1 protein-coding gene is annotated in these 16,212 nt (G+C 60.8%); it reads left to right on the top strand.

Annotated elements, in window-relative coordinates:
- The first annotated feature begins 103 nt into the window (after nt 1–103).
- A complete protein-coding gene (locus NQH49_RS15710; RefSeq protein ID WP_256697323.1) occupies nt 104–16,195 on the top strand; it encodes an Ig-like domain-containing protein in 16,092 nt (5,363 codons plus the stop codon).
- Nucleotides 16,196–16,212: the final 17 nt, after the last annotated feature.

The raw sequence follows: 16,212 nt of genomic DNA, 5'->3' as shown, positions 1-16,212 counted from the left end.
ATCGATCAAGAGAAGAAGTGAATAATCGTCGCGATTATTCGCTGTAAAAGCCGGTGTCTGCTGATGCCGGGCGTGATTATGGAAACTGCGGGATCTCGATAACATGAATAATATCTCAGTAACCCCAAAAGGTGGGACCGTTGCTTCTGAGCTGAGTGGAAATCAAGTTAATTTGACCGCTCCGAGTTTGGTGAAGCTGCATCTTAATCAGTCTGATATTAAGTCTTTCACACGCAATGGTAATGATTTAGTCGTCACCACAAAATCTGGTGAAGTGGTTGTTATTCATAATTTTTATAGCCCGAATGGTGACAGCGATCTGGTTCTGCAGGACGATCGCGGCGCCATGTGGTGGGTTGAAGATCCCGGTACAGAAGGTTTCCAGTACGTTTCAATCGACAGCACCGAAGGGCTGTTAGCGGAAAACACCACCAATGACGGCACCATCGCCGCCTTCGGTATCGGTGGTGCGGCGCTGGCCGGTTTGGGCGCGATGTTTGCCGGTTCGGGCGGTGGTGGTGGCGGTAATGCCTCGCCGACCAATCCCGATGACGGTAACAACGGCGGCAATCCCACCAACCCGACCAATCCTACAAATCCTACCAACCCAACCAATCCCGGTGGTGGCGATGACACTACGCCGCCTACCGCCATCACGGATTTGGTGATTAACGACACGGTTGGGCCGTATCAGGGCGCGATTGGTGCGGGCGCGATTACCGATGACAACACGCCAACCTTAAGCGGCACCGCGGAAGCGGGTGCAATTGTCAGCATTTACGATGGCACGACGCTGCTCGGTACGGTGACCGTTGGCGCGGATGGCCGCTGGAGCTTTACCACGCCTGCGTTGGCGGATGGTCAGCACAGCCTGACCGCCACCGTCACCGATGCGGCGGGTAACACCAGCCCGTCAACCAATCCGGTAGATTTCACCGTGGACACCGTCGCGCCAACCGCCGTTGGCGGCTTGAGCGTAGTTAACAACAGCGGTACCACTGCGCAGCCAATCACCAACGGCGGCGCGACCAAAGACACCACGCCAGTGCTGAGCGGAACCGCTGAAGTGGGCTCGATTATCACCATCCGCGATGGCGATACGGTGCTCGGCAGTGTCACTGTCGGCAGCAACGGTACATGGAGCTTCACCAGCCCGGAACTTAGTCAGGGCAGTCACACATTAAGCATCACTGCAACCGATGCAGCAGGAAATACCAGCCCAGCCACCACCATCACCTTCACTGTGGACACGCAAGCGCCGACAGCAGTAACTGACCTGTTGGTCAACGATAACTCGGGCGGCAGTTCCGGTACGGTAACCAATGGCGGCATTACCGATGACAACACGCCAACGCTTACCGGCAGCGGTGAAGTGGGCGCGATTGTCAGCATTTACGATGGGCAAACCTTGCTGGGTACGGCGGTTGTGGGTAGCGATGGAACCTGGAGTTACACCACCACAGCCTTGAGCAACGGTAGCCACAGCCTGAGCGTGACCTTAACCGACGCGGCGGGCAACGTCAGTGCGCCTTCAGCACCGTATGACATCAACGTGCAGGCCGGTATTCCACCGGCCACCACCTCGCTCGAAATCACCGACGATTCCGGTAATACGCTGGTGCAGCTCAGCAACGGCGGCAGCACGCACGACAACACACCCACCTTGAGTGGTTTGGCAACTGCTGGCGCACTGATCACGCTGTATAATGGCAGCACCGTGTTGGGCAGCGTGGTCGCGGGCAGCGATGGACAGTGGACCTTTACGCCAGCCGCATTGGCAGATGGCAGTTACGCATTCCACGCCTCGGTAACCGATACCTCTGGCAACGTGACGCAAACGCCGGTTATCACCATCACCGTGGATACCGTGCCACCTGCTGCGGCCGGTGGCGTTACGCTGAGTGATAACGATGGCAGCACGCTGCAACCGATCGCCTCCGGTGGTGCGACCAATAGCACCACGCCAGTACTGAGCGGCACCGCAGAACCGGGCAGCACCGTCACCGTGCGTGATGGCGATACCGTGCTCGGCACCGCTACCGTGGGCAGCAACGGCACATGGAGCTTCACTTCACCAACGCTGACGGAAGGCGGCCACAGCATTACTGCCACCGTCACCGATGCGGCAGGGAACGTCGGTCCAACTTCCAGCCCGATCACCTTCACCGTGGATACCCAGGCTCCAGCAGGGGCCAGCAATGTGGTGATCAGCGATAACGTCGGCGGAGCCACTGGCCCGATCACTGCGGGTTCGACGACCGATGACAACACGCCGACGCTGAGCGGCAACGGCGAAGTTAATGCCATCGTTAAAATTTACGACGGCAGCACGCTGCTCGGCAGCGTTACTGTCGGCAGTGATGGCACCTGGAGTTTCACAACACCAGCGCTGAACAATGGCCAGCACACGCTGAGCGTGACACTGACCGATGCGGCGGGCAACGTCAGTCCAGCGACAACCGGGGTGAACTTCACCGTTGATGCGGGCGTCGCGCCGACCACCAGCACGCTGCAAATCACCGATGACAGCGGCAGTACGTTGAAAATCCTGCCAGACGGCTCCAGCACGCCTGACACCACGCCAATTCTCAGCGGCCTGGCGTCAGCGGGCGCGGTGATTGAGTTGTATAACGGCACCACGCTGCTGGGCAGTACCGTGGCAGGTGCCGATGGGCAATGGAGCTTCACGCCTGGCGCGCTGCCAGACGGGACTTACGCCTTCCACGCCACCGCGACAGATACCACCGGTAATGTGACCGACTCCGGCACGCTCACTATCACCATTGATAACGTTGCACCTGCGGCGGCAGCCGATCTGCAACTGAGCGACAACAATGGCAGTACCGTGGTGCCGATTGCCGCTGGCAGCACCACCAATGACAATACGCCAACCTTCAGCGGCACCGCCGAACCGGGCAGCACCGTGACGGTGCTGGATGGCACCACCGTGCTCGGCACGGCAACCGTTGGCAGCGATGGCAACTGGAGTTTCACTACGCCAACGCTGGCGGAGGGTAATCACAGCCTGACCACCACCGTCACCGATCCCGCTGGCAATACCGGTCCGGCATCGTCACCGGTCACCGTGACGGTAGATACCACGCCGCCAGCCGTGGTGGGCAATTTGGTGATCGAAGACAGCGTGGGCGCGGTGCAAGGGCCGTTAACCTCCGGCGACACCACCGATGACCGTGCACCAACCCTGAGCGGCACCGGCGAGCCGAATGCCACCATCAGCATTTACGATGGCACCACGCTGCTGGGCAACACCACCGTGGACACCGATGGCACATGGAGTTTTACCACGCCAGCGCTGAGCAACGGCGATCACACCTTTACCGTCACGGCAACCGATACGGCCGGTAACGTCGGCCCAGCCAGCCCGCCGATCGTTATCACCGTCGATGCAGATATTCCTCCTGCCACCTCGTCGCTGGAAGTGACGGACGAAAACGGCAACACCGTGGCTCAGCTGACTGACGGTGCCAGCACCAACAACGACAGCCCGGTATTAAGCGGGGTGGCGGGTGCCGGTAACATCATCACACTGTATGACGGCACCACCGTGCTGGGCAGCACCACGGCGGGCAGTAACGGCCAATGGATCTTCTACCTCAGCGGTCTGACGGATGGTCCGCACGCGCTGCATGGCACCATTACCGATGCCAACGGCAACGTTACTGATACTGCAACCATCAACATCATCGTGGACACCATCGCGCCGGATGCGGCATCCGGTGTGGAACTCACCAACGACGCGGGCAGCATTACGCAGCCGATTGTTGCGGGAGGGGCCAGCAATGATGCGACGCCAGTGCTGAGCGGCACGGCGGAAGCAGGCAGCAAAGTCACCATTCTGGATGGCAACACCGTGCTCGGCACCGTTACTGTGGGCAGCGACGGTAACTGGAGCTTTACCACGCCGACGCTGGCGGAGGGCAATCACAGCCTGACCACCACCGTCACCGATGCGGCGGGTAACGTCAGCCCGGCGACCACACCGATCGCTTTCAGTGTCGATACCCTCGCGCCAGCGCCGGTCAGTGGACTAGTGGTCAACGATAACGTTGGCGGCAGTACCGGCCCGTTGACCTCTGGCACGATCACCGACGACAGCACACCAACCCTGACCGGCACCGCCGAAGCGGGATCGGTAGTGCGTGTGTATGACGGCACCACATTGCTGGGCTCGGCGACAGCAGGCAGCGACGGCAGCTGGAGCTTTACGCCAGATAACGCGCTGACGAACGGCCAACACAGCCTGACCACCACGGTTACCGATGCGGCAGGCAACGTGAGCCCGTCATCGCCAGTATTCACCCTGAATGTCGATGCCGGCGTTCCGGCGACCAGCAGCTTACTGGTGGTCACCGACGACAGCGGCAGCACGCTGGTTGAACTGCCCAACAACGCCAGCACCCACGACACCACGCCAATTCTCAGCGGACTGGCGGGCGCGGGGGATCTCATCACGCTGTATAACGGCACCACTGTTATTGGCAGCACCGTCGCGGGCAGCGATGGGCAGTGGAACTTCACGCCAGCCGCGCTGGCCGATGGCAACTACGCTTTCCACGCTGTCGCTACCAATGCCACCACCGGCGTGGAGACCGATTCGCCAACCATCAACATCACCATCGATACCGTGGTGCCAACCGCACCAACCGGCGTGGGTCTGGAAGATGGTGCTGGCGAGCCGATCCCGGATGGCAGCAGCACCAATACCAACACACCAACGATCACCGGCAGCGGTGAAATTGGCAGCATTGTGACCATTTTGGATGGCACCACCGTGCTTGGCACCACCACAGTGGGTACAGACGGCACCTGGAGTTACACCACGCCACCGCTGAGCGATGGCGGTCATAGCCTGACTTCAACCGTTACCGATCCTGCGGGCAATACCGGTCCGGCTTCAACGCCGGTGACCGTGACCATTGATACCCAACCGCCTGCGGCGGCGGGCAATGTGCAGTTCACCAATGACGACGGAACGCCGCTGGCCTCAGGTAGCACCACCAACGACACCACGCCAACCCTGAACGGCACCGCCGAACCGGGCAGCACCGTTACGGTGAGCGATGGCACCACTGTGCTGGGCACCACAACCACCGGCACCGACGGCAACTGGAGCTTTACGCCAACCGATCCGCTGGCTGAAGGACAGCACAATCTCACCACCACCGTCACTGATACGGCCGGTAACGTCGGCCCGTCCTCGTCAGTGGTGATTGTGATTGTTGATACCACACCACCCGCGGCCGCCACCGACCTGCAACTCAGCAATGATGGCAGCGGCACGCTGGTGCCGGTTGCGGATGGCGGCACCACCAACGATGTGACGCCAGTATTGAGTGGTCGCGCGGAGCCGGGCAGCATTGTGACGGTTTCCGATGGCGGCACGCCGTTGGGTTCGGTTACCGTCGGCAACGATGGCAACTGGAGCTTTACCTCTCCAACGCTCGGCGATGGCTCGCACAGCCTGACCACCACCGTGACCGATGCGGCGGGCAATACCGGCGCGGCGAGCACGCCGTTAACCTTCACCATCGACACGACGGCACCGCCAGCACCGGGCGGTGTGCAGCTGAGTAACGACACCAGCGGTACGCCAGTTCCGATTACCTCTGGCGCGGCCACCAACGATGCAACGCCAGTATTGAGCGGCACCGCAGCGGCGGGCAGCACCATTACCGTTTCTGATGGCGGTACCGTGCTCGGCACCGTGACCGTTGGCAATGGCGGAACATGGAGCTTCACCACGCCAGCACTCAACGAGGGCAGTCACAGCCTGACCGCCACCGTTACCAGCCCAGCGGGCAACACCGGTGCGCCATCTACGCCAATTGTGGTCACCGTGGATATCACGCCACCTGCAGCGGCGACGGGTCTGCAGCTCAGCAACAACGAAGGCACGACGCCGATACCGATTGCCGCAGGCGGCACCACCAACGACACCACGCCAGCGCTGAGCGGCATCGCAGAAGCGGGCAGCATCGTCACGGTACGTGATGGCACCACCGTGATTGGCAGCGCGACCGTTGGCAGCGATGGATCGTGGAGCGTGACGCCAACCACACCGTTAACGGCGGGTGAGCATACGCTGACCACCACCGTCACCGATCCAGCCGGTAACGTCGGTCCAACCTCGACGCCAATCACTGTCAACATCGACACTACACAGCCGCCAGTGGCAGGCAGCGTGGTGCTGAATAACGATAATGGCAGCACGCCAGTGCCTATCGCGAATAACGGCGCCACCAACGACACCACGCCGGTGATCAGCGGTACGGCGGCGGCGGGCAGCACGGTAACGGTGCTGGATGGCAGCACCGTGCTGGGCACCGTGGTCGTCGGTAGTGGTGGCAGCTGGAGCTTCAGCACGCCAGCGTTGAGCGAAGGCGCACATAGCCTGACCACCACCGTCACCAGCGCAGCGGGTAACGTCAGCGATCCGTCTACGCCAATCAACTTCACCGTTGATACCCAGGCTCCAGCCACCTCAACCGGCCTGCAGTTGAGCAACGATGGCGGCACCCTCATTGCCACGGGCGGCATCACCAATGACAGCACGCCGATATTGCGTGGCACGGCGGAGGCGGGCAGCACCGTCACGGTGCGCGACGGCACCACGGTGCTGGGCACCGCCACGGCGGGCAGCGACGGTAGCTGGAGCTTCACGCCAGCTACCGCGCTGGGCGAGGGCGCGCATAGCCTGACCACCACCGTCACCGATCCGGCAGGCAACAGCAGCGATGCGTCTGCCCCTCTCACCTTTACCGTGGATACCACACCGCCAGCGGCCGCGACCGATCTGCAGCTCAGTAACAACAACAGTGGAACTGCCGTACCGATTGATACCGGAGGACTCACCAACGACACCACGCCAGTGCTGAGCGGTAGCGCCGAAGTGGGCAGCGTCGTCACCGTGCGTGATGGTGCCGAGGTGTTGGGCAGCACCACCGTGGGCACCGATGGAAAATGGAGCTTCACGCCTGGCACGCCGCTGGATCCGGGCACACACAGCCTGACCGCCACCGTCACCGATGCCGCGGGTAATACCGGCCCGGCATCAACGCCGTACGCGGTTACTATCGAAACCACGCCACCGCCAGCCGCGGCTGATTTGGCACTTAATAACGATGAAGGCAGCACGCCAACCCCAATTGCTTCGGGTGGCGCGACTAACGACACCACGCCAGTGCTGAGTGGTACTGCCGAAGCGGACAGTATTGTTATCGTGCGTGATGGCACCACCGTACTGGGATCGGTGATTGTGGGCAGCAGCGGGGAATGGAGTTTCACCACTCCGGCGCTGAGCCAGGGCGAACACAGCCTGACGACGACCGTTACCGATGCGGCTGGCAATATCAGCGATCCCTCTGCGGCGATCACCTTTACCGTCGACACGCAGGCACCGAATGCGGCGACCGGTCTGCAACTGAGCAATGATTCCGGCCAAACGCCGGTGCCGATTGCTGCAGGCGGTGCCACCAACGACACCACGCCGGTGTTGAGCGGCAGCGCTGAAGTGGGCAGCATCGTGATTGTCTCTGATGGCAGCAATGTGCTGGGTTCGCTGGTAGTCGGCAGCGGCGGCACCTGGAGCTTTACTTCGCCAGTTCTGGGCGAGGGTGCGCACAGCCTGACCACTACCGTGACCGATGCTGCGGGTAACATCAGTTCTCCGTCCGCAGTCCTGAACTTCAATATCGATACCACCCCGCCAGTGGCACCCGCCGCGATTACGCTCAACAATAACAACGGCAGCTCGCCGGTGGCGATTGCCGCTGGCAGTACCACAAACGATGCGACACCTGTGATGGGCGGCACTGCCGAAGTGGGCAGCACAGTCACCGTGTTGGATGGCAGCACCGTGCTGGGCACCGCGATTGTCGGCGGTAACGGCCAGTGGAGTTTCACTTCGCCAACACTGGGTGAAGGTGAACACAGCCTGACGGCGACTGTCACAGATGCTGCGGGTAACGTGGGTCCTGCATCTCCGGCGATTGCCTTTACCGTCGATACCGTAGCGCCGGTTGCAGCGACCGGTCTGGCGCTGAACAACGATAATGGCGGTTCGCCGGTGCCGATTGCCAATAACGGCACCACCAACGACAACACGCCAGTGCTGAGTGGTACGGCGGAAGCGAACAGCATCGTGATTGTGTCTGACGGCACCACCGTGCTCGGCAGCGCTGTTGCCAACGCGCAGGGCGCCTGGAGCTTCTCACCGAACCTGACCGATGGCACCCACAACCTGAGCGTGACGGTACGTGACGCGGCGGGTAACACCGGACCGGCCAGCAGCACCATCACCGTTACCGTTGATACCGTGGCACCGCCAGCTGCAACAGGTCTGACGCTAACCAACGATATCGGCACGCCAGTTAACATTCCAAACGGTGGTCTCACCAACGACAGCACGCCAGTGCTGAGCGGTTCTGGCCAGGTGGGCAGCATCATCACCGTGTCGGATCAGAACGGCGTGCTGGGATCGACTACCGTCGGCGCGGGCGGAACCTGGACCTTCACGCCGGCGACTGCGCTGGCGGATGGCACCCATACCTTTAGCGTCACGGCCAGCGATGCGGCGGGTAACGTCAGTGCGCCGAGCACCATCGGAGTGGTGATTGATGCCACACCACCGGTTGCAGCGTTGAACGTGGTTGCCAGCAATGATGAAGGCACGTCGCCGGTGGCGATTACCAACGGCGGCTTCACTAATGACAACACGCCATTCCTCACCGGTACTGCCGAAGCGGGCAGCACGGTGATTATTCGTGATGGCACCACGGTGCTCGGCAGCGCTTCGGTGGGCAGCAACGGCCAGTGGAGCTTCACATCGCCAACCTTGGGCGATGGTCTGCACAGTCTGACCACCACCGTGGTGGATGCGGCAGGAAATGCCAGCCCGGCATCAACGGCAATTGGCTTCACCGTGGATACCACGGTTCCGGCGGTCGCTACATTGGTGGTTAATAATGACAATGGCGGCTCGCTTGTTCTGGTACCGAATGGCGCAACCACCAGCGACAACACGCCGTTGCTGAGCGGGAATGCGGAAGCGGGCAGTTTGGTCACTGTCTACGATGGCACTACGGTAATCGGAACCACCACGGCCACGGCAGGCGGAACCTGGAGCTTTAGTTCTCCAGCCCTAACCGACGGTTCGCATACGCTGACCGCCACCGTGACCGATGCGGTCGGCAACGTCAGTGCGCCATCCTCCAGCTTTACCGTGGTGGTGGATGCCACCGCCCCACAGCCTGCTGACGACCTGCTGCTGCAAAACAACAATGGTGGCTCACCAATAACCATTGCGGATGGCGGTATCACCAATGACAACACGCCAGCCATCAGCGGCACGGCGGAAGCCAATGCCATCGTGCGGGTTTACGACGGCACCACCTTAGTTGGCTCAACCGTGGCAGGCAGCAACGGCGCATGGAGCATCACCACCAGCACGCTGACTGATGCGACTCACACACTGAATGTCACTGTGACCGATGCGGCGGGCAATATTAGCTCCAATGCCTCGGTATCCCTGACGGTGGATACCTCTACTCCAGCGGCGGTACTGACCTTTGGCGTCTACAACAACGCCAATACCACCGCCTCGCAGGTGGCGAATAACGGTTACTCCAATGACAACACGCCAGTGTTGCGCGGTACCGGCGTCGCAGGCACCACCATTAACATCTACGAAGGCACCACCTTACTCGGCACCACCACGGTAGGTGATAACGGCGTATGGCGTTTCGAAACCAGCGTGCGCGCGGATGGTCAACACAGCTACACCGTGTCGGTCACTAACGCCGCCGGTACCACCGGGCCAGAAGCCACGCCGATTACGATCAATATCGATACCGTGCCACCGGCTGCGGTCACCGATTTGGTGGTTAACGACAACGTGGGTGGTAGCACTGGCGAATTAACTAATGGCGCAATCACTGATGACAACACACCGACATTAAGTGGTTCAGCCGCCACTGGCAGCGTGGTGTCTGTTTACGATGGCACTACGTTACTGGGCACGGTTACTGCCACTAATGGTACCTGGACATTTACGCCTACTGCGCTCAGTAATGGCGATCATACCTTTACGGTTACCGTCAAAGATCTAGCCGGAAACGTGGGACCTGCTTCCGCAGACTTTACAATCACTGTTGAAGCGGGCCTGCCGCCTGCAACCACCACATTGCAGATCACTGATAACAGCGGTAGCACCTTGGTGGCTCTGGGCGATGGTGCAAATACCAAAGACAGCACGCCAGTGTTGAGCGGGCTGACGACGGCGGGCAACATTGTCAGAATCTTCGATGGGGCAACCGAACTGGGAAGTGTCACCGCCGGTGCCGGCGGGCAATGGACCTATACGCCAGCGGCATTACCTGACGGTTCTCATGCGCTTTCGGTTCTTGTCACTGACTCCGCCGGTAACAATGGGGTGCCATCGGATCCAATTACGATCACCATCGATACCGTTGCCCCTGTCGCTGTCACTGACCTGGCCGCCGCCAATAACAACGGTGGTTCGCCAGTGCCGATTGCCAATAATGGCTCGACGAACGACAGCACACCGCAGCTTACCGGTACCACCGAAGCCAACGGCATTGTCACTGTTTATGATGGCAATACCGTCATCGGCTCGACCACCGCCAATGGCCTCGGCGCATGGAGCTTCACGTCGCCAACCCTGAGCCAGGGCGGACATGCGCTGAGCGTGACCGTGACGGATGCGGCGGGGAACATTGGACCACGTTCAGCGGCAGTGAATCTCACGGTCGATACCGTGGCGCCAAACGCTTCGACGCTGGTGGTCACCAACGACGTCACCAGCACGATTGTGCCGAATGGCGGTTCGACCAACGACAACACGCCAACCCTGAGCGGCACGGCGGAAGTGGGCAGCGTGATTACCGTTTATGACGGCACCACTTTGCTCGGTTCGGTTGCTGCCGGAACAGGCGGCGCATGGAGTTTTATTTCACCGGAACTGGGCGAAGGCAGCCATCCACTCACCGTCCGCGTGACCGATGCAGCGGGTAACACCAGCGTGGCCTCCAGCACTGCCACGGTGATCGTGGATACCGTCGCGCCAACGGCTGTGAGCGGTTTGGCGGCAGCCAACAACAATGGCAGTTCGCCAGTGTCGATTGCTGCAGGAGGCAACACCAACGACAACACGCCAGCGCTGAGCGGCACGGCGGAAGCGGGCAGCGTAGTGGTGATCCGCGATGGCACAGATGTTATCGGCTCTGTCACCGCTGGCAGCAACGGCGCGTGGAGCTTCACCTCACCAACGCTGGCGGATGGTTTGCATACTCTGAACGTGACGGCTACCGACCTCGCCGGTAACGTCAGTCCAAATGCGTCCATCAGTTTCACCGTAACCACAGCTGCGCCAACGCCGGTCACCAATCTGGTGGTTTCTGACAACGTGGGTGCGACACAAGGACCGCTCACCAGCGGTGCCTCTACCGATGACAACACGCCAACGCTGACCGGTACCGCAACCGCCGGCAATATCGTGATTATCTCGGAAGGCACCACGGTGTTGGGTTCTGTGGTGGCCGGAACGGGCGGTGCGTGGAGCTTCACCACCGCCGCGCTGAGCGACGGATCGCATCCGTTGAGCGTGACGGTGCGCGATGCGGCAGGCAACACCAGCGCGGCGACCAACTTTACGGTCAATGTCGATACGGTGGCACCAGCCAACTCAACCTTGTTGATCACCAACGACGTCACCAGCACCACGGTGCCGAATGGCGGTTCAACCAACGACAGCACGCCAACGCTGAGCGGTACGGCGGAAGCCGGTAGTCGCGTGTCGATCTACGATGGCAGCACGCTGCTCGGCACGGCGATTGCCAGTGGCACCGGCGCATGGGCCTTCACCACCGCAGAGCTGGCGCAAGGTTCGCATCCACTGAGCGTCACGGTCACAGATGCCGCCGGTAATGTCAGCGGCAGCACCTCGGCGACGGTGATTATTGATACCGTCGCGCCGGTGGCCGTAACCGGTCTGGCTGCGGCCAACAACAACGGCAGCACGCCGGTAGCGATTGCCAATAACGGCAGCACCAATGACAACACGCCAGCGCTGAGCGGTACGGCAGAAGCGGGCAGCCAGGTGATCATCCGCGATGGCAACTCGATTATCGGTTCTGTCACCGCCGGCAGTAACGGCGCATGGAGCTTCACCACGCCAACGTTGGCGGAGGGTGCGCACACCTTCAACGTCACGGCGAGAGATGCTGCGGGCAACGTTAGCCCGAATGCAACGCTGACGCTGACGGTGGATACCGTGGCACCGGCGCCCGTTATTAACCTGTTGATCAACGATGATGTGGGATTAAGTCAGGGGCCGCTGGCGAACGGTGCGGTGACCGATGATGCCACGCCAACCTTGAGCGGTACGGCAGAAGCCAATGCGATTGTCACCATCTACGATGGCACTACCGTGTTGGGTTCAGTGGTAGCCGGAACGGGCGGCGCATGGACCTTCACCACCGCGACGCTGAGCAACGGCGTGCATCCGCTGAGCGTGACGGTCAAAGATGCGGCCGGTAATACCAGCAGCGCATCGGCGACGGTTTCGATCACCGTGGATACAGTGGCACCAACGGCGTCAACGCTGGTGATCACCAACGACATCACCGGCACCACGGTGCCGAGCGGGGGTTCCACCAATGACAACTCGCCAACCCTGAGCGGTGTGGCCGAAGCCGGCAGTCGTGTCTCTATCTACGATGGCAGCACCTTGCTGGGAACGGCGATTGCCAGTGGTACGGGCGCGTGGACCTTCACTACCGGCGTGCTCTCCACCGGCACGCACCCATTGAGCGTGACGGTGACAGACGTTGCCGGAAACGTCAGCGGCAGCACCTCGGCCTCGGTAATCATTGATACCACGCCGCCAGCGGCTGTCACTAACCTGGTTGCCGCCAACAACAACGGCAGTACGGCGGTGACCATTCCGAACAACGGCGTGACCAACGACAATACGCCGCTGTTGACCGGTTCTGGCGAGATTGGTGCACGCATCAGCGTCTACGACGGCACCACGCTGCTGGGCACCACCACGGTGGGCAGCAACGGCACATGGAGCTTTATCTCAACCGCGCTGAGCAACGGTGCGCACACCCTGAACGTCACGGCAACCGATGCGGCGGGCAACGTGAGCCCGAACGCCTCAACCACCTTGACGATTGATACCGTGGCGCCAAATCCGGTGACCAATCTGGTGATCACCGATGATGTCGGCTCGATTCAGGGGGCGCTGGCGAACGGTGCAGTCACCGATGACGCCAGGCCAACCCTGAGCGGCACGGCGGAAGCGAACGCGATTGTCACCATCTACGACGGGTCGACCGTGATTGGATCCACCACCGCCAATGGTTCGGGTGCATGGAGCTTCACGACCGCCACGCTGAGCAACGGTACGCATCCACTGAGCGTCACCGTGACCGATGCGGCGGGTAACATCAGCAGCGCGTCGGCGACGGTTTCCATTACCGTGGATACCGTGGCACCAGCGGCGTCAACGCTGGTGATCACCAACGACGTCGCCAACACCACGGTGCCGAGCGGCGGTTCCACCAATGACACCACGCCAACCTTGAGTGGCGTGGCGGAAGCGGGCAGCCGTGTCTCCATCTACGATGGCAGCACGCTGCTGGGAACGGCGATTGCCAATGGCACCGGCGCATGGACCTTCACCACTGGCGTATTGACCACCGGCACGCATCCACTGAGCGTGACGGTGACAGATGCTGCCGGTAACGTCAGCGGCACGACGTCGGCCTCGGTGATTATCGATACCACGCCGCCAGCGGCGGTGACCAACCTTGTTGTCGCCAATAACAACGGCAGCACGGCGGTGACCATCCCGAACAATGGCATCACCAACGACAGCACGCCGTTGTTGACCGGTAACGGCGAAGTCGGCGCAAGGATCAGCGTGTACGACGGCACCACATTGCTCGGCACCACTACGGTGGGCAGCGGCGGAACCTGGAGCTTCGTCTCGACTACGCTGAGCAACGGCACGCACACGCTGAACGTGACGGCGACCGATGCGGCGGGCAACGTGAGTCCGAATGCCTCAACCACGCTGACCATCGACACCATTGCGCCAGCGGCCAGTACGCTCACCATTACCGACGACGCTGGCAGCACGCCGGTGACGCTGACCAATGGCGCGTACACCCGTGACACCACGCCGGTATTGAACGGCACGGCTGAAGTGGGGGCGATTGTCACTATCTATGATGGCACCACCGCGCTTGGCTCGGTAACCGTTGGTGCGGGTGGCAGCTGGACTTACACCCCAACCGCGCTGGCGAACGGCGCGCATCCGTTGAGCGTAACGGTTACCGATACGGCGGGTAACGTCAGTACCGGTAACACGGCGGTGACGGTGAACGTTGATACCGTGCCACCGGCGGCTGTCAGCGGCCTGGCGATCAACGATATCGGTACCACGGTGACCGGTAGCGGTGAAGTGGGGGCAACGGTAACGGTACGTGATGCGGGCGGTAACGCGCTGGGTACGGCGACGGTTAGCAGTGGCGGTACGTGGTCGGTGAGCCTGAGCACGGCGCAGACCACCGGAGCGTCGCTGTCGGTGATTCAGACCGACCGCGCGGGCAACGTATCGACCAGCTCGTCACTGACCGGTGCGATTCGTATCGTGGCGGCCAATGATGTCAATGAAGTGGATTACACCACCCAAATTGGCACCCTTAATAATGGCACCACCAGTGTCTCGCACACCGCGCTGCTTACTGTGGGGCTCGGTAACGTGCTGCAGGCGAGCGTATTGTCCAGTGGCAATGCCTATATTTTCAACGTCGGTCCTGACGATACGCGTACGGTAACGTTGAACGGCTCAATAAGCAGTGTTGGCTTGCTGACCAACTACTCATTGAACCTTTACGAGCAGCAAAGCAACGGTACGTGGTTGCTGGTGAACATCACCTCCAACTACCTTGGAGCCGTGCTATCGCTTGGCACCCTGAAAGGGGCCAACGTGACCTATAACAACCTGGGTACCGGCACCTATGCGGTGATAGTTGGTTCAACGGTTAACGTTAGTTTGCTGCCGACCTCCACCATTTCAACGGTGTCGGATATCACCACCCTGGCGGTAACCGTGGCGGCGACCGTCACGGGCAACCTGCTGACGAACGACACCAGTTCGCTGGCGGGCATCATACCTTCCGGAACGGCGGTGACAACGGTCTCTGGCAATGTGGTGAGTGCAACGGGTAACACGGTAATCAATAGCAGCTACGGTACGCTGACCATTGATTCTCATGGCAATTATACCTATGCCCTCAAGGCGGGCCTGAACATCGATACCCTGCCAGCCGCGGACACCTTCACCTATTCGGTGCGTGATGCCAGCGGCGCGGTGACCTCGGCCAGCCTGACGGTGAACCTGCACAACGGTGCGTCAACCAGCACGCTGCTGGCGACTAACAGTCTGGTGGCGGAAAACACCAGCGACCACGACGCCAGCGGCAGCATCTATGGCTCGTCAACCGGCACGCATACCGGAACCTTGAGTATCACTAATGAACACGGTGATATCACCACGGTTCACAGCGTGGGTAATACGTCGGTTGCGGGGGACTTTGGTGTGTTGAGTATTGCGGCCAACGGTAGCTACACCTACTCACTGAATGCGGGCGTGGATGGACAATCCATTACCCATAAAGAGGTGTTCAGTTACACCCTGGCGGCAAGCGATGGCACCCTCACCACGCAGTCGTTCACCATCGAGCTGCATCCAACCATCACAGGAACCACGGGGGCTGACACGCTGACCGGCGGTGCCTACGACGACACCATCACCAGCGGTGCTGGCGCAGATACCCTGGTTTATCACTTGCTGGCGAGCGCGGATGCGACTGGCGGTAACGGTCACGATACCTGGACCGACTTCAATGTTGCACAAGGCGACAAAATTGACGTCAGTAACTTGCTTATCGGCTGGAACGATTCCACAAGTAATATTAATGATTTCGTGAAAGTGGACCATACTTCAGATGGCAATACGGTGCTCTCGATCGACCGTGATGGTACCGGTACGGGTTACAGCAGTACTCAACTGATTACGCTGGAAGGCGTGAACGTTTCACTGGAGGAACTGCTGCAACAACCGCACCAAAACCACACGGCCTAATGGCTATGTGATGCAGG

Origin of the sequence: Pantoea trifolii, assembly GCF_024506435.1 — a bacterium.
Lineage (GTDB): Bacteria > Pseudomonadota > Gammaproteobacteria > Enterobacterales > Enterobacteriaceae > Pantoea > Pantoea trifolii.
Note: the sequence above shows the minus strand (reverse complement) of the source record. Positions and strands in the feature narration are given on the sequence as shown.